Origin of the sequence: Solibacillus sp. (assembly GCF_040273735.1) — a bacterium.
Classification (GTDB): Bacteria; Bacillota; Bacilli; order Bacillales_A; family Planococcaceae; genus Solibacillus.
In genome coordinates this window covers 163,116-185,543 of record NZ_JBELZM010000001.1, presented here as the reverse complement: position 1 = coordinate 185,543, position 22,428 = coordinate 163,116, and the positions used below count along the sequence as shown (strand labels likewise).

General features: G+C 40.9%; 20 protein-coding genes. All 20 read right to left on the bottom strand.

Annotated elements, in window-relative coordinates; all coding sequences use genetic code 11:
- Window positions 1-8: 8 nt before the first annotated feature.
- The 20 genes from xerC to smc all read right to left on the bottom strand — a co-directional run bounded on the left by xerC (window position 9) and on the right by smc (window position 22,428).
- Window positions 9-908, bottom strand: a complete 900-nt coding sequence (gene xerC, locus ABS917_RS00910; protein ID WP_350477250.1) for a tyrosine recombinase XerC — start codon at window positions 906-908, stop codon at window positions 9-11.
- A gap of 269 nt (window positions 909-1,177) precedes the next feature.
- A complete protein-coding gene (gene trmFO, locus ABS917_RS00905; protein ID WP_350477249.1) occupies window positions 1,178-2,491 on the bottom strand; it encodes an FADH(2)-oxidizing methylenetetrahydrofolate--tRNA-(uracil(54)-C(5))-methyltransferase TrmFO in 1,314 nt (437 codons plus the stop codon).
- Between the two features lie 18 nt (window positions 2,492-2,509).
- Window positions 2,510-4,594: a type I DNA topoisomerase gene (gene topA / locus ABS917_RS00900; RefSeq protein WP_350477248.1), complete on the bottom strand. Its 2,085-nt coding sequence runs from the start codon at window positions 4,592-4,594 to the stop codon at window positions 2,510-2,512.
- A 125-nt stretch (window positions 4,595-4,719) separates the two neighbouring features.
- The gene (gene dprA, locus ABS917_RS00895; protein WP_350477247.1) at window positions 4,720-5,613 is read right to left on the bottom strand and encodes a DNA-processing protein DprA; all 894 of its coding nucleotides are present in this window, start codon (window positions 5,611-5,613) and stop codon (window positions 4,720-4,722) included.
- Between the two features lie 174 nt (window positions 5,614-5,787).
- Window positions 5,788-6,690 carry a succinate--CoA ligase subunit alpha gene (gene sucD, locus ABS917_RS00890; RefSeq protein ID WP_079525181.1) on the bottom strand — a complete coding sequence of 301 codons (903 nt, stop codon included), beginning with the start codon at window positions 6,688-6,690 and terminating at the stop codon, window positions 5,788-5,790.
- A complete protein-coding gene (gene sucC / locus ABS917_RS00885) occupies window positions 6,687-7,868 on the bottom strand; it encodes an ADP-forming succinate--CoA ligase subunit beta (protein ID WP_350477246.1) in 1,182 nt (393 codons plus the stop codon). Before sucC ends, sucD begins: the two co-directional genes overlap by 4 nt.
- Before the next feature lie 188 nt (window positions 7,869-8,056).
- On the bottom strand, window positions 8,057-8,350 hold the full coding sequence (locus ABS917_RS00880) for an EscU/YscU/HrcU family type III secretion system export apparatus switch protein (RefSeq protein ID WP_350477245.1): 294 nt from the start codon (window positions 8,348-8,350) through the stop codon (window positions 8,057-8,059).
- Entirely contained in the window at window positions 8,347-10,269 is a 1,923-nt protein-coding gene (locus ABS917_RS00875; protein WP_350477244.1) for a hypothetical protein, read from the bottom strand. The genes ABS917_RS00880 and ABS917_RS00875 overlap by 4 nt, the downstream gene beginning before the upstream one ends.
- 4 nt (window positions 10,270-10,273) lie before the next feature.
- Complete coding sequence (locus ABS917_RS00870) at window positions 10,274-11,047, bottom strand: ribonuclease HII (protein WP_350477243.1); 774 nt, start codon at window positions 11,045-11,047, stop codon at window positions 10,274-10,276.
- Window positions 11,048-11,318: 271 nt separating this feature from the next.
- A complete protein-coding gene (ylqF, locus tag ABS917_RS00865) occupies window positions 11,319-12,272 on the bottom strand; it encodes a ribosome biogenesis GTPase YlqF (RefSeq protein ID WP_350477242.1) in 954 nt (317 codons plus the stop codon).
- Window positions 12,273-12,372: 100 nt separating this feature from the next.
- Window positions 12,373-12,936 (bottom strand): signal peptidase I, encoded by a 564-nt coding sequence (gene lepB, locus ABS917_RS00860; RefSeq protein ID WP_008403307.1) that lies wholly within the window; start codon window positions 12,934-12,936, stop codon window positions 12,373-12,375.
- A gap of 182 nt (window positions 12,937-13,118) precedes the next feature.
- Window positions 13,119-13,463, bottom strand: coding sequence for a 50S ribosomal protein L19 (rplS, locus tag ABS917_RS00855; protein WP_340717615.1), 345 nt, complete (start codon window positions 13,461-13,463; stop codon window positions 13,119-13,121).
- A gap of 131 nt (window positions 13,464-13,594) precedes the next feature.
- A complete protein-coding gene (trmD, locus tag ABS917_RS00850) occupies window positions 13,595-14,323 on the bottom strand; it encodes a tRNA (guanosine(37)-N1)-methyltransferase TrmD (RefSeq protein WP_350477241.1) in 729 nt (242 codons plus the stop codon).
- Window positions 14,320-14,841 (bottom strand): ribosome maturation factor RimM, encoded by a 522-nt coding sequence (gene rimM / locus ABS917_RS00845; protein ID WP_251689374.1) that lies wholly within the window; start codon window positions 14,839-14,841, stop codon window positions 14,320-14,322. The genes trmD and rimM overlap by 4 nt, the downstream gene beginning before the upstream one ends.
- A 244-nt stretch (window positions 14,842-15,085) precedes the next feature.
- Window positions 15,086-15,319, bottom strand: a complete 234-nt coding sequence (locus ABS917_RS00840) for a KH domain-containing protein (protein WP_008403311.1) — start codon at window positions 15,317-15,319, stop codon at window positions 15,086-15,088.
- Between the two features lie 27 nt (window positions 15,320-15,346).
- Window positions 15,347-15,619, bottom strand: coding sequence for a 30S ribosomal protein S16 (gene rpsP, locus ABS917_RS00835; RefSeq protein ID WP_008403312.1), 273 nt, complete (start codon window positions 15,617-15,619; stop codon window positions 15,347-15,349).
- Window positions 15,620-15,711: 92 nt separating this feature from the next.
- Complete coding sequence (ffh, locus tag ABS917_RS00830) at window positions 15,712-17,070, bottom strand: signal recognition particle protein (protein WP_251689376.1); 1,359 nt, start codon at window positions 17,068-17,070, stop codon at window positions 15,712-15,714.
- 12 nt (window positions 17,071-17,082) lie between these two features.
- On the bottom strand, window positions 17,083-17,418 hold the full coding sequence (locus ABS917_RS00825) for a putative DNA-binding protein (RefSeq protein WP_350477240.1): 336 nt from the start codon (window positions 17,416-17,418) through the stop codon (window positions 17,083-17,085).
- A gap of 169 nt (window positions 17,419-17,587) precedes the next feature.
- Window positions 17,588-18,850, bottom strand: a complete 1,263-nt coding sequence (gene ftsY, locus ABS917_RS00820) for a signal recognition particle-docking protein FtsY (protein WP_350477239.1) — start codon at window positions 18,848-18,850, stop codon at window positions 17,588-17,590.
- The gene (gene smc / locus ABS917_RS00815) at window positions 18,847-22,428 is read right to left on the bottom strand and encodes a chromosome segregation protein SMC (RefSeq protein WP_350477238.1); all 3,582 of its coding nucleotides are present in this window, start codon (window positions 22,426-22,428) and stop codon (window positions 18,847-18,849) included. Before smc ends, ftsY begins: the two co-directional genes overlap by 4 nt.

Genomic DNA, 22,428 nt, shown 5'->3' with positions numbered 1-22,428 from the left:
CTCCTTAACTATGCTCGCGGATGACTATTCATATATGTCTTTCTTAAAGCTTCCTTCGTTACATGAGTATAAATTTGAGTTGAAGATAAATTGGCGTGCCCAAGCAACTCCTGGACTGTACGCATATCTGCCCCATTATTCAATAAATGCGTAGCAAATGTGTGTCGTAACATATGTGGATAAATTTTCGTATGCATACTGGCATTGTCAATCATCTCACTTAATATATAACGCACACCACGGGTAGTAAGTTCGCCACCGCGCATATTGACAAAAACTTTCTGATGATTTTCCTTCTTCATTAATGTCGGACGTACTTGTTCTATATAACGTATAAGTGCATCATGCGCATATTGACCGAACGGAATAATTCGCTCTTTTCGGCCTTTTCCCATTACACGGACGATATTGTAATGAAAATCGATATCTGTCAGATCAAGACTGACACACTCGCTTACACGCATTCCGGTCGCATAAAGAAGTTCCAATAGCGCCATATTACGAATTTGAATTGGCTCATCGCCTTCATTTTTCTCGAATAGTTCCTTCAATTCTTCCTCATAAAAAAAGCTCGGTAATCGCTCTTCCTTTTTCGGGTGATAAAGTGAACGAAACGGAGCATCATCAATATTCTGTTCTCGATTTAAAAAACGGAAAAAAGAACGGATCGATGAGATTTTCCTGGAAATTGAAGTTCTTGCTTTTTGTTCATCATAAAGCTTTGTAACATATAGACGTGCATGGATATACTCAACTTCTGTAATTTTTTGTATACCTTCAGCATGCAAAAATGCAAAAAACTCTTCTAAATCAGAAGTATATTCGCGAACAGTATGTAGGGAAAAGTTTTTTTCTAGTTGCACGTAGCGAATAAATTGGTCTAACTGGCTTTGCAAATTTTCATCCATCGTGTATACCCCCTGTTATTACAAAAGAGAAATGATGTTGTATGAATAAATATGTTTATTTTCCTACTAAAAAAACACACATATTGACACTATACCTATTGTGAATACTTTTCAAGTAAAATTTGCTGGAGTTATTCAACTTCTTTGTATTATTCGACAAATTTCGCAACATCATGTCAAGCAATACTTCATTTTATAGTCATTTACAAAATAATCACCGCAAAATTAAAAGCCCTTAAAGTATAACAATCTTTAAGGGCTTTTCGCAATTAAATTGCCTGATTATTAATAAAATTCTGAATTGCCTCTAATGCGCGGTTAGCATGGCGTTCAGCACGCTCTGGCTTTGACTTGATGCGCTCGCCAAGTTCCGGGAAAATCCCGAAATTCACGTTCATCGGCTGGAAGTTTTTCGCATCTGTATGTGTAATGTATCGAGCCATTGCACCTAATGCTGTTTCATGCGGGAAGTAAAGCAACTCTTGGCCTAAAGCCATACGTGCTGCATTAATCCCGGCGATCAGACCACTGCCGGCAGATTCTACATAACCTTCAACACCTGTCATTTGACCTGCGAAGAAAAGGTTTGGACGTGCTTTCAGCTGATATGTCTGTGTCAGCACTTTCGGTGAATTGATGAACGTATTACGGTGCATTACGCCGTAGCGTACAATTTCCAAGTTCTCTAAACCAGGAATCATCGAGAAGACACGCTTTTGTTCAGGCCATTTTAAATGTGTTTGGAAGCCTACTAAATTATAAAGTGTCCCGGCTGCATCATCTTGTCGTAACTGAACAACAGCATATGGACGTTTATCGGTTTTCGGATCTTCCAGACCAACCGGTTTCATCGGTCCGAATGTCATAGTCTTCTCGCCGCGTGCCGCCATTACTTCAATTGGCATACACCCTTCGAAATACTTTTCTTTTTCGAATTCTTTTAAAGGTGCACATTCCGCTGTAATAAGCGCTTCACGGAAAGCATCGAATTCTTCTTTTGTCATCGGACAGTTCAAGTATGCCGCTTCACCTTTGTCATAGCGTGATTTCAAGTATACTTTATCCATATTGATTGAATCTTTTTCGATGATCGGTGCTGCCGCATCATAGAAGTACAAATAGTCTTCCCCTGTAAGTCCCTGAATTTGTTTTGCCAATGCTTCAGAAGTTAATGGACCAGTTGCGATTACTGTAATGCCTTCCGGAATTTCAGTCACCTCTTCATTAATTACCTCGATTAGCGGGTGGTTTTTCACTTTTTCTGTTACGATACCAGCAAATTCATGACGGTCTACTGCTAAAGCACCGCCGGCAGGTACAGAGCTATTGTCTGCTGCTGCAATAATAACAGAATCCAATTTACGCATTTCCTCTTTAATTACACCAACAGCATTTGTCAGTCCGTTTGCACGTAAAGAGTTTGAGCATACAAGCTCAGCGAATTTATCTGTATGATGTGCTGGTGTTTGTTTTACTGGGCGCATTTCATATAAACGTACGTTCACACCGCGCTTCGCAATTTGCCAAGCTGCTTCTGAACCGGCTAAACCTGCACCAATTACATTTACTACTTGTTGTGTCATTTTTGTTACCTCTTCATTTTATTGTGACGGTGTTTCTTCATAATCACATTCACTGTTTGTACACTGAATTTGAACACCTTTTTTCAATTTCTTCTCTACTAATAATGCACTACATTTCGGACAAGGTCTACTAATCGGCTTATCCCATGATACGAAGTCACATTCCGGATACTGATTGCATCCGTAAAAAATGCGCTTTGTTTTGGATTTACGCTCAACAATTTCACCTGTCTCACATGAAGGACATTTAACATCGATCGGTTTTACAATCGCTTTTGTGTTGCGGCAATCCGGGAAGTTTGAACAAGCCATAAATTTCCCGTAACGTCCAAGCTTGAATACCATTGGCGCACCGCATTTTTCGCAGTCTTCTCCAGCAGGCTCATCTTTAATTTCGATTTTTTCCATTACTTCATCCGCATATTTCACCCGCGGTTCAAAGTCTTTGTAAAATTCATCGATGACATTTACCCATTGTGTAATGCCTTCTTCGATTTCATCAAGATTATGCTCCATCTGTGCGGTAAATTCAATGTTGATGATTTCCGGGAAAAATTCCAATGTTGCCTGATGAACGATTTCTCCAAGTTCTGTCGGCACAAAGCGCTTCGCATCAAGCTGCACATAACCGCGCTTTTGGATAGTATCCAGTGTTGGGGCATATGTCGATGGACGGCCTATACCTAGCTCTTCCAATGTCTTTACTAGACGCGCCTCTGAATAGCGAGGAGGTGGCTGAGTGAAGTGCTGCTTCGGTTCGATTTCAAGCGATTTTACTTTATCGCCGATTTCCATTTCAGGTAAAAGCTTATTTGTTTCTTCTTCCTGATCGTCTGTGCCTTCAATATAAAGTTTCATAAACCCGGCAAATTTCACTTGAGACCCGTTTGCACGGAATAATACGTCATTGTTTTGCAAATCAACTGTCACGGTATCAAGTACAGCTGGTGCCATTTGACTTGCGATAAAGCGCTCCCAAATTAAACGGTATAATCGCAGCTGGTCACGGCTTAAAATAGCTTTAAGCTCCTCCGGTGTACGCATCGCACTCGTTGGACGGATCGCTTCATGGGCATCTTGTGCATTTGCTTTTGCTTTTGCCTGTTTTTGCTCTCCGGCAATGAAATCTTTGCCGTATTTTGTTTCGATATATGACTTAGCCTCTGTTTTCGCTGTATCGGAAATACGCGTTGAGTCGGTACGCATATACGTAATTAAACCGACAGCGCCTTCTTTTTTGCTTAGCTCAATACCTTCATAAAGCTGCTGTGCAAGCATCATCGTCTTCTTGGCACGGAAGTTTAACTTACGTGCGGCTTCCTGTTGAAGTGAAGAAGTCGTGAAGGCTGGAGAAGCATTGCGCTTCCGTTCTTTTTTTACAACATTCTTTACTTCAAATTCCGAGCCTTTAACACCTTTTAATATATCTTTCACTTGTTGTTCATTTGTTAATTTAATTTTTTCTTTGCCGTTTCCGTAATAAAAGGCATCGAATTGCTTTTTGCCTTTCTCGAAGCTTGCATCGATTGACCAGTATTCTTCCGGCTCGAAGTTTTTAATTTCATTTTCACGGTCAATAATCAAACGCAATGAAACAGATTGTACACGTCCTGCCGATAAGCCCTTCTTAACCTTTTTCCAAAGGATCGGACTAATATTGTAGCCTACTAGACGGTCTAAAATACGACGTGCTTGCTGTGCATCGACTAAATCCATATTAATCGGGCGTGGATGCTTGAAGCTCTCTAAAATTGCTTCTTTCGTAATCTCGTTGAATACGACGCGGCAATCTGAATTAATATCAATGTTTAAAGCAGTGGCTAAATGCCAGGCAATTGCTTCCCCTTCACGGTCTGGATCGGCTGCGAGATAAATCTTTTTCACTTTTTTTGCCGCTGTTTTCAGTTCCTGAAGTACCGGACCTTTACCGCGAATTGTAATATATTTTGGATCATAGTTATTTTCGGTATCGATTCCCATTTGACTACGTGGTAAATCACGTACATGCCCAATCGAAGCTTTTACTTTATATTTTTTTCCTAAATATCGTTCAATTGTTTTCGCCTTTGCAGGTGATTCAACAATTACTAAATAATCTGCCATCTGTTGTCCTCCTTATAGAGGTATAGTTATTTTTCTTATATCTACTCACATGAAGCTGTCCATGTATGTCAAAGCTTTTCCTGTTGCAAAATGTATAACAGATTGGCTAATATTGCAACTTTTTTTCAACGTGATTTTGAAAACAATTGAATTTCCTCTAAGATTTGAAAGCCATCCCACACTGGAATTGCCCCTTCTTTTATTAATTTATTTGTCCCTCGTGACTGCTCGCTAAAAATATTTCCCGGCACTGCAAAAACATCTTTTCCTTGTTCAAGAGCAAGCTCTGTTGTTATAAGTGTTCCGCTTTTCAGTGCTGCTTCCGTAACGACCAGCGCTTCGCTTAAACCGCTAATAATACGGTTTCGTGCAGGGAAATGCCATTTCTGCACACCTATATAGGGAGGATATTCTGTTACAAGTAAATGCTCATGTGCCATAGATGCATTCAGCTCTTTATTTTGGGGAGGATAACTATGGAAAAAACCATGACCTAAAACACCTATTGTCTTTCCACCATATCGGATTGTTGCTTCATGTGCAAGTCGGTCCGCTCCTTTTGCAAGACCGCTCACTATCACATATTGCTCACGAATTAACGGAGGAAGAATGAAATTCAATACATCCTCACTATAGCTTGTCGCTGCCCTTGAACCGATGACCGCAATCATTTTCGGTCTGTTCAGCAACTGAATATCACCTTTTGCATATATAACAGCAGGTGCATCGTACAGTTGTCTAATGCGTTCCGGATATAAAGGATCCGTATAGGGAATGGCCATTATATTATGTTGGCCATAATAAGTTGCCATCGTCTTTGGTATGAGCTCTTTATAATGTTTTAATAACTGCGAGGCTTTTTCTTCTTTTATATTTAGCTGGAACGCTAAAAATTTTGGCGAAATATGCAATATTTCGTCGAAATCATCTGTAATTTTCATTAAATTCCGGACTTTTTTCCAGGAGAGAGGAAGAATAAAATGCAGTTTCAATAATTGTTCATTTACTGGGTTGGTCATTTCGACACTCCTTTTTAATAGAAGAAATTCAGATGACCGCAGTTTTTAAGTGTGAGGTAAGCATTGTGCAGAACATAGTATTGCCAATGAATGGGGATCATAACCCGTTCACGGAACCTAGCATATGGAGACATACGAAAAAGATGTAGCGAGGCGACCGCTACATCTTTCATTTTAATGTGTTTTACAAGCTTCGTACAAGCCTTTTTCTTTAATTACTTTAATCAGTGTTTCACCGATTACAGAAGGTGTCGGAGCTACTTCAATACCCGCTGCATTCATTGCTTTGATTTTCTCTGCAGCTGTTCCTTTACCGCCGGAAATAATGGCACCTGCGTGACCCATACGCTTTCCTGGAGGAGCTGTTTGACCACCGATAAAGCCTACTACCGGTTTGTTCATGTTTTCCTGGATCCATTCAGCAGCTTCTTCTTCCGCTGTACCACCGATTTCACCAATCATGACAACCGCATAAGTTTCCGGGTCTTCGTTGAATGCTTTTAAGCAATCGATAAAGTTTGTCCCATTTACCGGGTCGCCCCCGATTCCTACGGCTGTTGTTTGACCGATTCCTGCCTGAGACAGCTGGTGTACCGCTTCATAAGTTAATGTACCAGAACGCGAAACCACGCCTACATGTCCTTTTGTATGAATGTAACCTGGCATGATACCGATTTTACACTCATCAGCAGTAATAACACCTGGACAGTTTGGACCAACTAAACGTGTTTTCTTGCCTTCCATATAGCGCTTTACTTTTACCATATCAAGAACCGGAATATGTTCTGTAATACAAATCGTCATATCCAGATCCGCATCAACTGCTTCGATAATAGCATCAGCAGCAAATGGTGCCGGTACGTAAATAACTGATACATTTGCACCTGTCGCATCGACTGCTTCTTGTACTGTATTGAATACAGGAACACCTTCGATTTCAAGACCACCTTTACCTGGTGTTACCCCTGCAACGATTTTCGTTCCGTATTCAAGCATTTGTTTTGTATGGAAAAGGGCTGTTTCCCCAGTAATCCCTTGTACGATTACTTTTGTCTCTTGATTAATGAACACACTCATGCCTTTACCCCGCCTTCAGCTTCAACTAATTTCACGATTTTTTGTGCGCCGTCCGCCATTGAGTCAGCTGCCACAATGTTTAATCCAGATTCATTTAATAACTTTTTACCTAGCTCTACGTTAGTCCCTTCCAAACGTACTACTAATGGAACTTCTAAACCGACTTCTTTTGCAGCTGTAATAACACCTTTTGCAATGATGTCGCACTTCATGATCCCACCAAAAATGTTAACGAAAATTCCTTTTACATTTTTGTCAGATAAAATAATTTTAAAAGCTTCTGTTACTTTTTCAGCTGTTGCACCGCCCCCAACATCAAGGAAGTTTGCGGGTGATCCGCCGTAGTAACTAATCGTATCCATCGTCGCCATAGCAAGACCTGCACCATTTACCATACAGCCGATATTGCCGTCTAACGAAATATAACTTAAATCATATTTAGATGCTTCAATTTCTTTTGGATCTTCTTCATCGAAATCGCGTAATTCTACGATATCTTTGTGACGATATAAAGCGTTTGCATCAAAGTTGAATTTTGCATCAAGCGCCACTACCTGATCATCACCAGTTACAACTAGAGGGTTGATTTCTACTGTTGATGCATCTTTATCGATAAAGGCTTTGTAAATACCAAGCATTAACCCTACTGCTTTATTTACTAGCTTGGCAGGGATATTCATATTGAATGCCATACGACGTGCCTGGAAAGCATTTAACCCTGTAACCGGGTCAATCACTTCTTTGAAGATTTTTTCCGGATTAGTCTCCGCTACCTCTTCGATATCCATACCGCCTTCTTCAGAACCCATCATTACTACTCTAGAAGTTGCACGGTCTAATACTAAACTTAAGTAATACTCTTTTTTAATGTCCGAACCTTCTTCTATATAAAGACGCTTTACTTCTTTACCGTCTGGACCTGTTTGGTGAGTTACTAAAATTTTGCCTAATAATTCTTTAGAGAAAGAGCGAACTTCATCCAGGTTTTTTGCAATTTTAACGCCCCCAGCTTTACCGCGGCCCCCTGCATGAATTTGTGCTTTTACTACTGTTACGTTTGAACCTAGCTCTTTTGCTGCTTTTACTGCTTCGTCTGGTGAAAACGCGACACTTCCTCTTGGAACCGCTACACCGTATTGTCTTAATATTTCTTTCCCTTGATACTCATGGATATTCATGATACATCCTCCCATCGGACATTTGGAAATTATTCTACTAACATAATCTATTTTATACAATTATTCAGACAATGTCTATATTTGTCACACAAGCAATTTTTAGTTTGCTTTATGTCAAAATATTCTTTGTATAGATATTTTCTAATTTTCCGAAAGATATACTCTGCATAAAGATAAAAAAGTACCGGTTATTTATTTTTAAAAGTTAACTTCTGCTTTTCGTCCAAATGATAAATAAAGGCAAAAACTTCGGCAACTGCTTGATATAGTTCTTCCGGGATCGATGTGTTTAAGTCAAGCTGGCCTAACAGTTGCACCAAGTTCGGGTCTTCGTAAACAGGCACTTCATGCATTGCTGCTTTTTCTAATATATTTTCCGCAATCTTCCCTTTTCCTTTTGCGACGATTGTCGGACCATTGCTTTTCTGCGGATCATAGGAAAGGGCGATCGCTTCTTTTCGTATATATTTTTTTTCGGTCATACGCGGATATCTACCCCTCCTTGCTCGTCTTCTTGCTGATTTGACATTTTTGTGACAGTTTTTCCTGCTTGTTCTCCAAAGGGTTTGATAAACAGTCCTGATAATGTATAGTCTTTTTCCAGCAATCCTGTCTTTAATGTTCCTTTTAGCGAAGTCGCCAACGAACCTAAATTCGGCATATCATTATATATGTTAATTGTGACAACACGATTTTGTACTTGCATATCGATTACAGTTTGCTGCAATGTTTCCATATTTAAATAGAATAGAATGCGCGCAAAATTGGCATCAATTTTACCATCTTCTTTCATACGACCATTCCATTGCAATGTGGCATCCATCTTCTTACCGAAAAAATCCAACGGTACCTGCATGACAAGCTGATGCTGATGTCCGTTTTCCCCTGAATTAAGCTGCATCCCATTTAGTCTGGCCATCACCATTTCAGTGGCATCTTTTATCGCAACCGGTGTTTGGACATCTTGAAGAAGCGCTAATAATTGCGGCTTTATTTGCTGGGCAATTGCCTGTATATCCACTGCCTTATTTGCCAGTGCCGCCTCATAGCTTACGCCAAGCCCTTTTAAGACAGTCTTTATCGCCTGTTCCATCGCACGGCTATCAACCCCAGCCTGCACTTGACCTTCCGCTTGCGTGAGCACACTTTGCATCACAGGCTGCGGACTATCAGCCGTCACTTTCACTAAATTGCGCAGCAGCTGATCTGCAATCGGTAAATTCATATCTGGCTTTAGTAACGTAAGCAATTGATCTTTCGCGGACATTCCTTGATCATTTTGCATAAATAATCGCGTTGTCACATTTTCACTGTATGCGTTTGTCAGTTGCTGCCGCAGTTGATTTATCAATGCTTCCACTGCTGGCTTTGAAGCAGGTAGCTGTTCAAAACGCGATAGTAATTGCTGTAGTTGCTGCTTTTGTGTAGAAGATAATAAGCTTTCATTATTAATCCATGCTTTCACTTGCTCTAAAACCGGTTTTATTTGTTCAGGGCTCGTTTGCCAAAGCTGTTGCAGCATTTGGCCCGCCTCTTTTAATAGCGGTGTTGCAGCAGCCTGTACTGGATTCATTGTCTGTTGGTTCCCTTGCTGATTTACCGTTTGCCAATTTTGCAAAGTTGCATTTTGCGGTAAAATCCCCGCTTCTTTTAATACCGTCAGCGATTGAAGTTTCGATGCAATCGCTGAATTATTATCCAGTAAATTTTGGGTCGCCCGCGCCAGGAGGATACCGCCTGTTTCATTGTTCAACGGCTTTGCCAACTGGTCAATTTGCTGTAAGAGCGATGATTTGATCGCTTCATTCCCTCCAGATTGAGTTGCCAAAAGCTGCGCTAAATTTGCTAAATTTGCCGACAAACCATCTGTTTTGATCCCTTGAGTCAATGCTTGAAATACGGTATTTGTAAAAGGCATTTTCAGCTCCACCATACGCTGCAGTGCGTGAAGCGCATTATTCTTATCTACTCCTGCAGGCAAGTTTCTCATCCAGCTTTCCGCGGCAATGAGCTGTTCTTTCGCAAGGGGTAACTGGGCTTTCATAAAATGTGAAAGTACTTGCTGCATTTCATTCGATTTCGGCAAATTCATTGTTTCGAGCAGCTGGGACATTTGCTGGCCGGCTGTCATTGATTGTGACATCGGTCCAGTTACGACTTTTAATTCTGTCTGCGGATTTGTCGCTGTGACCTGAAAAAAGTGTGCATCGCCTACCTTTAAAGGTACTTCCAGCTTTGCCATGAGCTTTTGATTGCCCACTTGGACTTCTGCCATCTGATTTGGGTATAGCTGCTTGATCGTCCCGTGAAATACTTGATCCTGCCTTAACGATAATGGCTGATTTGCTGATACTTGCTGCGAAGCATTAGTTTGGATTGCATTAAACGATGAGAAGTTCATACCGTTACTCCCTTCTTTGAAGCATTGATTTAATCGGTTCAAATGTTTTTCGATGATGATCTGTCGGTCCATATTGGGCGATTGCTTCCAAGTGCTGCTTTGTTCCGTACCCGGCATGCTGCGCAAAACCATATTGCGGAAATTCTCGATCCAGCTTTTCCATATAGTCATCACGTGCCGTTTTCGCTAAAATGGATGCTGCTGCGATTGCCAGGCTGCGTGCATCCCCTTTTATGATGGATGCTTGCGGAATCGACGTCGAAAGCGTCATCGCATCGGCCAATATGAAGTTAGGTGTGATTTCAAGTGTTTCAATACTTTTTAACATAGACTGACGTGTTGCTTCATATATGTTGAGGCGGTCAATTTCTTCGGCACTTTGAAAATGAACAGAATAATATAATGCATGTTTTCTAATCCGTTCAGCAAACTGATTGCGTTTTTCTTTTGATAATTGTTTGGAATCGTTCACACCAAGCAGTTCCTGGCAATGATTCGGCAATATAACGGCCGCGGTTACGACAGGTCCTGCGAGTGGTCCGCGGCCTGCTTCGTCTGTGCCTGCGATATAGGCGCTTTCATATGGTAGATAGCTTGCGTCAAATTGCAATTTTTCATTATGTGCTTGTTGGAGTGCTTCTATCTTTTCCAGACGCTTTTGAAATTGCATCCATGCTTTTTGGACCCCAGCCCGTTCATCCTTTACTATATAACCCATCCATGGCTCGATTTGTGCTGCTGTTTTCAATGCTTCTGTAATCTCTTTAATTGTTTTCATATAAAGTCCTCAAATCTATTACTTCCGTTTTCTTAATATAGAGTTGATTTCCATTCCGGGGTGGACGCTTTCCACGGGCACGGCTCGAGCCTGTTGTCTCTCCCTCGTGCTGTTCCCGCAGGAGTCGCCCCCCTCCATTCCAATCAACTTGGCTTTTTATCTAATTTTACTTTCTCTCAATCTTACTGTTATATCGTCTACTTTTCTTATTATAAAAGAAAAAACCTTTCTCAAATAAATGAAAAAGGTTTTGCCTGTCTATTATCCCACTTTATTCGTTGCTTTCTTGCTTTTTCTGGCGATTTAGCGCGGCAGTTTTTTTCCGGCGCTCTTCGTTTTCCAGTGCAATCGCTTCTTCCAATTGCTCTTTTTCAAGTTGCTCGGAAACAAAGTCAAATGTGAGTTTCCCAAGATTCTGTTCACGGATGTCGCGTACAACTAATACAGACACTTGATCATAGTCAATCTCTCCGCCTTGTCCAAATACACGGCGCAGCTTTCCAATTGCATCAAATGTTTCGACAAGTTCTTCGGATACGGATGAAATTTTATAGCGTTCTTCCATGCGTGTTGGATAGTGCGTTTCTAAAAAACGTAACCCGTAAACAGCCAAGTCTTCCATATTCATAATTGTATCTTTAATCGCACCAGTCAAAGCAAGCTTATAGCCGACTTCCTGATCTTCAAACTTCGGCCATAAAATACCCGGAGTATCGAGAAGTTCAATTTCCTTACCGACTTTAATCCATTGCTGTGCTTTTGTAACACCCGGCATATTTCCTGTTTTCGCAAGGTTTTTCTTCGCTAAACGGTTGATTAACGTTGATTTCCCCACATTCGGAATACCTACAATCATTGCGCGGATAGCACGCGGCTTCATTCCTTTTGATTTCATGCGTTCCCATTTATCCGCCAGAATCTCCTGAGCTGCCTTTGTAACCGCCTGCAAGCCTTTCCCTTCCAACGAGTTGATCGCTACTGCTTTAAAGCCTCTGTCGGCAAAATACTGAATCCAGCGGCGTGTTTCCTGCTCATCGGCCATATCTTGTTTATTTAAAACGAGCAGGCGCGGTTTTTGATGAATGACTTCATCGATCATCGGATTACGTGAAGATAACGGTAAACGCGCATCGACAAGCTCAAAAATGATATCGACAAGCTTTAAACTTTCCGATACTTGGCGGCGCGCCTTTGCCATATGTCCTGGAAACCATTGAATTGTCATAATGTATAACCTCCTGTAAATTACGTACTTCTATTCTCAACAAAAAAATGAGGAGTTTAAACTGCCCCCTCATTTTAGACAATATTTACGATAATAAATATTACTTTACAATCTCAATTTCGTTTAACGGCCAGAAAATGATGTTCGTATTGCCGATTATTTCTTTCTGGTCGACGATTCCGATATGGCGGCTGTCTTTACTGAAGCGACGATTATCGCCCATTACGAATACATAGCCTTCCGGAATCACGTCCAGTGACGGATCGATATCTTTCAGCGAGAAGTCGCCTGTTAAGTTGCCTTCGCTGATTTCGGCTTTATATGCGTCCAAATACGGTTCGTCGATCGGTTCACCATTAATGTATAATTGATCATCCTTATATTCTACAAAGTCCCCTGGAACACCGATGACACGTTTAATATAGTCCTTTTGTTCAGGTGCGTGGAATACGACAATGTCAAAACGGTCGGGTTCGCCGATTTTATAGCTGAATTTGTTGACAATCATGCGATCACCATTTTCAAGGGTAGGCATCATTGAATCCCCGTCTACTACAATCGGTGTAAATAAAAAGTAACGAATAAATGCGGCAATCGCAAACGCAATCAGTAGAGCTTTCGTCCATTCCCAAAGCTCATTTTTTTCTTTTTCAGTTTTTTCCACGTAGCTATCCCCCTTGCTCATCACATTTATTGTATACGAAATATGTATATCAAGCAAAAATCTAATCTAAATTATTACATCATATTATCTATAGTTTATTGTCAAAATCACATGTTAATACGCATTTTTTTACTTAAAGAAAGAAAGGGACTTGTATATACAAGCCCCCTTCTAAAAAGTTCTTATCGAATTTCTTTAATACGAGCAGCTTTACCACGTAAGTTACGTAAGTAGTAAAGTTTAGCACGACGTACTTTACCTTTACGGATTACTTCTAACTTAGCGATTTTTGGAGTGTGTACTGGGAAAGTACGCTCTACACCAACACCGTAAGAAATTTTACGTACTGTGAAAGTTTCGCTAATTCCGCCACCACGACGTTTAATAACTACACCTTCGAACAATTGGATACGCTCACGAGTACCCTCTACGATTTTAACGTGTACCTTAACTGTGTCACCTGGTTTGAATGTAGGTAAGTCTGAACGTAATTGATCTTTAGTGATCTCTGTAATAATGTTTGACATTGTTTTCTCTCCTTAGACAGATGCTCATGCACGCTAATTTAAGCCACAGCGGAACACCGTAATTCAGTGCTTACATTGAAGCACAAGATGAATCTTACCATAATTATTTTAGGCTTGCAAGTAGTTTTGCTTTACATTTCATTCTTAATTTTTTCGATTATTTTCATTTGCTTGTCTGTTAATTCAAGTGCTTCCAATAAATCCGGTCTACGCTCCAGCGTACGCTTGAACGACTGTTCCTCACGCCACGCATCGATTTTCGCATGGTTACCTGATAACAATATATCCGGCACTTTCATCCCTCTAAAATCAGCTGGACGCGTATAATGAGGATGCTCTAATAATCCTGTTGAAAACGAATCCTGAATATGTGAATCTTCCTGCCCTAGTACACCCGGCATCAAACGTACAACCGCATCGATTACCGTCATCGCAGGAAGCTCTCCGCCTGTTAAAACAAAGTCGCCGATCGAAATCTCATCTGTTACAAGATGCTCCCGAATCCGCTCATCATATCCTTCATAATGCCCGCAAAGGAATACTAGATCTTCTTCCTTTGCAAGCTCCTCTGCCTTCTTCTGCGTAAAACGTTCGCCTTGTGGACACATGAGAATAACACGTGGTTTGCGGCCTTCTGTAATGGCTTCCACCGCATTGAACATCGGTTCCGGCTTTAATACCATTCCTGCTCCGCCGCCATATGGGTAATCATCCACTTGCTTGTGCTTGTTTTCACTGTACTCACGGATATCGGTTACCGTCAGCTCAACAGCACCTTTTTCCTGAGCCTTTTTTAAAATCGATGAGCCAAACACACCTGTGAACATATCAGGAAATAAACTTAATACGTGAATCTTCATTCCAACAAACCTTCCATTACGTGAATAACGATTTTCTTTTCATCGACATCTATATCTTTTACGATATCTTCAATGTAAGGAATGTAGTGCTTCTTACCATTTTGCGCTTTAACTTCCCATACATCGTTTGCTCCCGTTTCCAAAATATCGGTAACGACGCCGATCAGTTCGCCCTCTTCTGAAAACACTTCACAATCTTTAATTTCAAAGTGATAGTATTCATTATCTTCAAGCTCATCTTCCGCTAATTGATCCATTGACACTTTTAATAGACCTTCTTTAAATGGTTCCACTAAATTAATGTTTTCCATTCCCTCAAATGTCACCAATATAAAGTTTTTATGGCGTCTAGAAGAACTGATCGTTACCCAAGTCGGCTTTTTATCATCTTTTTTGAACGCCGCTAGTTTCGAACCTACTGCAAAACGTTCTTCTTCAAAGTCCGTTGTCGATAAAATTCGCAGCTCTCCACGAATACCATGTGTATTTACAATACGTCCTACATTAAACCATTCCATATATATTCCACCTTTTATAATAATTTGTTACCACATAACTTTTATATACACCGTTGTTTGGAGTGAAGGCGGCGAAGTAACATTCAAATGCCTTTTGATTTGAATGTTACTTTGCGACGAAAGCGGAGCGACAGGAGCACATGCACAATGCTTCTATGGCAACCGCAATAAACTCCTACCGTAACGGAAAACAACATTATCATAACAAAAAAAGAAGGGTTAGCAAAATGCCACCCTTCTTTTACTAATCCAATATATCGACATACGTCTTTTTCTTCTGGTGGCCGCCCGCTGCTGAGTACACAATCGTACGAATTGCCTTCGCAACACGTCCTTGCTTGCCTATTACTTTCCCTCGATCCTCTGGATGAACAAAAAGCTTATAAACAACTCGATTTGAAGTTTCGTCCGTCTCAATACGAACGTCTTCAGGATAATCGACTAACGGTTTCACAATTGCTTCAATCAGCTGCTGCATAATGCCACCTCCGAATTAATCATTGAATTATTTGCTGTATTTAGCGTTATGGAATTTTTCCATGATACCTTGTTCCGAGAACAGGTTACGTACAGTATCAGATGGTTTTGCACCATCAGTTAACCATTTAAGAGCTTTCTCTTCATCGATTTGTACTGTAGCTGGAACTGTAAGTGGGTTGTAAGTACCTACTGTTTCGATTTGACGACCGTCACGTGGTGAACGAGCGTCTGCAACTACGATACGATAGAAAGGAGATTTTTTAGCTCCCATACGTTTTAAGCGAATTTTAACTGCCATTTTAATAGCACCTCCGAATAAGTTTCACACAAGATATTATATTAGCAATGTCTTGATGGTTTGTAAAGTGTTTTTTCTTAACACCTTATTTTTTATTTAAATAATGAATCGAAACCAGGCATTTTCATCTTCTTTTTACCTTTACCTTGAGCCATGCCTGTCATCTGTTTCATCATTTTTTTCATTTCTTCAAACTGCTTCAATAAGCGGTTCACTTCCTGAATTGACGTCCCTGAACCTGTAGCAATACGCTTTTTACGGCTCGCCGAAATGATTTCCGGGTTTGTCTTTTCATTGGGTGTCATCGAATAGATAATCGCTTCGATGCGTCCCATCTGCTTTTCATCGACTTTGACATTGTCAAGGCCCTTCATTTTGTTTGCACCTGGAATCATTTTCAACAATTCATCAAGTGGTCCCATTTTCTTCACGGCTTGAAGCTGTTCGATAAAGTCATCAAACGTAAAGCTCTGTGTCATGAACTTTTCTTCCAGCTCTTTCGCCTTTTCCATATCTACGTTGGCCTGTGCTTTTTCAATCAGAGAAAGTACATCACCCATACCTAAAATACGTGAAGCCATACGCTCAGGATGGAATGGTTCCAGCGCATCCATCTTTTCGCCCATACCGACAAACTTAATCGGTTTCTCTGTAACAGAGCGAATCGACAGTGCCGCACCACCACGAGTATCACCATCTAATTTTGTTAAGACAACGCCCGTAATGCCGACTGTTTCATTAAAGCTTTGTGCAACATTTACAGCATCTTGACCGGTCATCGCATCAACGACTAAAAATACTTCGTCCGGCTCTTTTAAACCGCGAATGTCTTTCAGTTCCTGCATCAGCTCTTCATCAATATGAAGACGACCGGCTGTATCGATCAATACAACGTCCAAATGCTCTTCTTTTGCGTGCTCGATTGCCTGACGTGCAATTTCAACAGGTGAAACATCTGTACCTAGCGAGAATACTGGCAGAGATAACTGTTTTCCTATTGTCTGTAATTGCTGAACAGCGGCTGGACGGTAAATATCTGCTGCTACAAGCAATGGTTTTTTATTGTATTTTTTACGTAATACATTCGCCAACTTACCTGTAGTCGTCGTTTTACCTGCACCTTGTAAACCAACCATCATAATGACAGTCGGAGGACGGTTGCTGAATTTAATCGGACTTTGTTCGCCACCCATTAAATTCTTCAATTCATCCTGTACAATTTTAATGACTTGCTGACCAGGTGTTAGTGATTTCATGACGTCGACACCGACTGCACGCTCACTAACTTTTTTAACGAATTCTTTTACTACCTTTAAGTTTACGTCCGCTTCGATTAAGGCAAAACGGACTTCACGCATCATTTCTTTAACGTCTTGTTCCGTAACTTTCCCTTTACCTTTAATCTTTTGGATCGTACCTTGGAGTCGCTCTGCTAAACCTTCAAAAGCCAACTCGTTCGCCCCCTAATCCGATTCCTTCAGTTGTTCAACCAATGCCAGTTTCGCCTCTGTCGTAGAAGCCTCATCCTCAATCGCATCCGCCAATTGTTTTAACACAATTTGACGCTGTTGAAACTTTTCGAATAAATTTAGTTTTTCTTCATATTCTTCAAGCATCGCCTCAGTACGGCGAATGTTATCGTAAACAGCCTGGCGGGAAATACTATAACTTTCGGCAATTTCTCCCAACGAGTGATCGTCCAAGTAATACAGTTCCATATAGCTGCGCTGTTTATCAGTTAATAACGCTTGATAAAAGTCGAAGAGAAAGTTCATGCGTGTTGTTTTTTCAAGTAGCATTTTTATCTCTCCAATCATAATTTGTCTATCTTATCATAATCTTGTAGGCAGTTACTGTCAAGGCAATCCCCTTGTCCGTATGGATAACCTTTTCTTTCCATTATAAAAAGCAATCCGTATAAATTATACGAATTGCTTTTTGAATATAATTACAAAGCGAAAGTAATCGTTAATCTTCTGCTTTTTCCAGTTCTTTTTCCAGTCCTTCGGCAAACAAACCATATACATAACGTTCTGCATCGAACGGCTGCAAATCGTCCATTTTTTCACCAAGTCCTACAAACTTTACAGGAATGTGCAGTTTATTGCGAATAGCCAATACGATACCGCCTTTTGCTGTACCATCCAGTTTTGTTAAAACGATACCTGTTACACTTGTTGCCTCTTTGAACATTTGAGCCTGAACAAGCGCATTTTGACCTGTTGTCGCATCCAATGCAAGCAATACTTCATGTGGTGCATCCGGAATTTCACGAGAAATTACACGGTGCACTTTTTCAAGTTCGTTCATTAAATTGACTTTGTTTTGCAGACGGCCGGCTGTATCACAAATTAAAATATCGACACCGCGTTTTTTCGCTGCACGAATGGCATCATACATTACTGCCGCAGGGTCGGAACCTTCTGATTGCGCGATAACTTCTACACCGACACGGTCTCCCCATACTTGCAGCTGCTCAATGGCACCGGCACGGAATGTATCTCCAGCTGCCAGCATCACAGATTTACCTTCCGATTTTAAACGGTGAGCCAATTTACCGATTGTCGTTGTCTTTCCGACACCATTAACACCAACAAATAAAATAACCGTTAAATCGCCGCTCTGCTGAATATTTAATTCTGTTAAATTGTCTTCACCAGATTCATAAATTTCAACAAGCTTCTCGGAAATGATCGCCTGAATTCCGTTTGTATCTTTAATGTTTTGACGCTGTACTTCAAAACGTAATTTATCCATTAATTCCATCACTGTTTCAAAGCCGACATCCGCTTGCAGCAGTACATCTTCCAGCTCTTCAAAGAAATCTTCATCCACTTTACGATAACGTGCAACTAAATCGTTTACTTTAGAAGTGAAAGAATTACGTGTTTTTTCCAACCCCGCTTTAAACTTCTGGGTAATCGACCAGGCAGACTGCTTTTGAGGTTGCTCCTCTACTTCATTGTCCGACTGATTAGAATCCTCTTCTTCCACAGGATGAACTTCTTCAATTGCCGGCTGCTCAACTGTTTCTTCCTGCTCTTTTTCAACAGTTTGTTGAGTTTCGGAAATTTCTTCCTCTACCGTTTCGATTAATTGATTTTCTTCCTGTACCTGTTCGTCAAGCGGTAACAAATCCACCTGTTGTTCTTGCTGTTCATGCTGTTCTTGCTGTTCTTTTTGTTCACTGCCACCTGCCAGTTTTTCTTTCAGTCGCTTAAAAAAACTCATTTTCCGCCACTCCCTTGCGCTACTAATTCAGCATGTTCTTCCAGTTTTACCGATACAAGTTTCGATACACCCGACTCTTGCATTGTAATTCCGTACAGAACATCTGCCCCTTCCATCGTGCCTTTACGGTGCGTAATGACGATGAATTGAGTATGCTCACTAAATTTACGTAAATATTCACTATAACGCACAACATTCGATTCATCCAATGCTGCTTCAACCTCATCCAAAATACAGAATGGTACAGGTCGTGTATTTAAAATCGCAAACAATAAAGCAATAGCCGTTAATGCACGTTCTCCGCCAGAAAGCAGACTTAAGCTTTGCAGTTTTTTCCCTGGCGGCTGGGCAATAATTTCAATGCCCGTCTCTAACATATTATTAGGATCCAACAGCACCAGGTCAGCCGTACCGCCACCAAACAGCTCTCTGAACGAAATGACGAATTGCTTGCGGATCTGCTTAAATGTTTCACTGAAGCGTTCTGTCATTTCTTCATCCATCTCGCCGATTGCTTTGTGCAGCGTATCTTTTGCAGCAACTAAATCTTCTCGTTGTTCACTTAAAAATGTATAGCGTTCCTGAACACGCTCATATTCTTCAATCGAAGTTAAATTGACTGGACCAAGTTCTTCGATCGATTGCTTCAACAGCTTCACTTTCCGTCGAACTTGTTCTTCGTCTTCAATGCTGATTGCTTCTTCTTGAGCAGATAAAACATCTAATTCATATTGCTCAAGTAACTGCTCTTGCAAACTATTCATTTCAAATTCTATTCGGCTGCATTTCAGCTCGAGTGCACGTAATGCATCAACATAGCTTTTGTGTACTCGCTGTATTTCCTGCAGGTGAATTTCATTTTCCGTAACTTGCTCATGCAAAGTAGAACGCAATGTACGGTTCTTTTGAATAATTTCTGTCAGTACGTCTTTTTTCTCCGTCCATTCGACAATTGTTTGGGCTAATTCTTCTGCGGATGGCCCATTTAAGCCATCTTCAGATTCTACCCAGTCGATTTCCCGGGAAATTTTTTCGACATTTGCCTGTGCTTTAGACAAATTCAGTTCAATTCCTGCAATCGATGCCTGTACTTGTGTCAATTGCTCTTGGGCAACGGCAAGCTCAGATCGTTGTTGGGCTAATTGTTCACGCAACACATCTTTTTGTGTTTCACTCTGTGCCTTAGCAAGTGTCAGTTCATCAACCGTTTGCTGAATTTCCTGTAATTCTTTACTTAATTCAGTTAGTCGAGATTGTGCAGCTAACTGCTGTTCGTTCAATGACTCTTTACGTGTCGATAATGAAGTTTGCTCCGACTGTGTAATCGTTACCGTCGTCTGTAAGTTCTTCACAATCATATCGAGTTCCATTAGCTTCGCACGGTGAATTTGCTCTTGCTCACGCAATGATTCACCTTGCAGCTTCATCTCTTCCAATGAGTGTCGTAATGAAGCAATCTGTTCTTTCTTCGTCGCTACCGTTTGCTCGGCAGAATGGATTGTTGACTCCATTTCTCCCAGCGTCGTTACGAGTTTGTCGAGTTCCGCTTTACGCGAGAACAATGAACTTTGCTGCTTTACGGCACCACCAGTTAAAGAACCACCAGCATTCACGATATCCCCTTCGAGGGTAACAACGCGGTATTTAAATCCGCATAAACGGGCAATTTGACTTGCACCTTCCAAAGAAGATGCAACTAATACATTACCTAAAAGGTTTTCAATAATTGTCGTATTTTCTTGTGCATAATTTACTAGTTCATATGCCAATGCAACATAAGCAGGATGTGATTGAATATCACTTAATTGCTGTGCATGAATTTTTCGTGAACGCATTACTGTTTTCGGTAAAAATGTTGCACGGCCTGCACGTTTTTGTTTCAACCAGCCAATTGCTTTTTGGGCATGTTGTTCATTTTCAGTCACAATATGCTGTGAAGCTGCACCTAATGCTGTTTCAATTGCCTGCGAGTATTTCGCCTCGACTTGAATCAGCTCTGCTACTGCACCTTCGATCCCTTGCAGTTCTTTACGATCCCGTGCTAAAAGGACTTCCTTAACACCGTGGAAGAAGCCTGAGAAATCAGCCTCAAGTTCAGCCAACGTCTCTTTACGTGCCTTTAATTGCTGATGATGCTGATAAGCTTTATACAATAATGCTTGCTTTTCATCTAAATCGGCAGTCGCTGATTTTAACTGAAGCTGCATTACATCAAAATGACTAAGTTGCTCTTTAACAGACAGTTCCGCCTGTTCAAGTGCATGTTCTGTCACTTCTTTTGCAATGAGTGCTTCAGTCAGTTCTTTTTGAATTTCAGATGAACGACCTGTCATTCGCTCAACAGATGCCTGTTCCTGCGAAAGTTGCTGATCGATATGCTTTAATTCATTTTTTACTGTCGCTTCTTCGTTCAGTAAATTAATGTACGTATTTTTCGCATCTTCAATTTCTTGTTCGATTTCCGAAGCAGAACGTGTTAAAGCTTGCTCGACCTGCTTTAGCGTCGAACGGATTTCGGTAACGATTTTTTGCTTTTCCGTAAACTGACCGCGTTTTTCCCGTTCAGCCTCTTGCAGATCTTTTACCGTATTGGAAGCTTCCGTTAAGCTTTCACGTAGTTGCTGAATTTGTTTTTCGGCATTTGAACGTTTTTCGTTAAATAGCGCTTTACGGCCTTCCCATCGCTCTACTTCCGCACTCGCCTCGACAAGCTGTTCTTGAGAACTGTCCAGCACTTCGTCAATCGCTTTTAACTCCGTACGCATTTTGCGCAATTGTTGTTCAACTGCCGCAATCTCAATTGCATGTTCTTTTTCGGTTGCTGTTAATTTTCGCTGCTCTTCAGTATAGCCTTGCAACACTTTCCCGTTTGCACGGATATCATGAACCATTAATGCTATATCAAAATCTTTCAGTTCTTCGGTCATTCTCACATAATCTTTCGCACTGGATGCCTGAATTTTCAGTGGTTCCAGACGCTGATCGATTTCATGCAGAATATCGAGAACCCGATTTAGATTTTCATCTGTTTCTACAAGCTTATGCTCCGCTTTTTTCTTGCGCTGCTTATATTTTAAAACACCTGCAGCCTCTTCAAAAATACTGCGGCGGTCATCTGGACGGCTGTTTAGAATTTCATCAACTCGCCCTTGTGAAATAATAGAAAAGGCTTCTTTCCCAAGCCCCGAATCCATAAACAAGTCTGTAATATCTTTCAGTCGACATTGCTGGTTATTCAGTAAATATTCACTTTCGCCTGAGCGATAAACACGTCTTGTCACACTTACCTCTGTATAAGGTATTGCTACTAGTTCATCTGTATTATCTAAAACGAGTGTAACTTCCGCAAAGTTCAGTGCTCTTCTTGATTCACTTCCTGCAAAAATAACGTCTTCCATTTTGGCTCCACGCAGACTTTTGGCAGACTGCTCTCCTAAAACCCACCGGATTGCATCTGTAACATTACTTTTCCCACTACCATTTGGTCCTACAACTGCTGTAACACCAGGTACAAAATCAATCCCGATACGTTCGGCAAATGATTTAAAGCCTACTACTTCGAGTCTTTTAAGGAACAT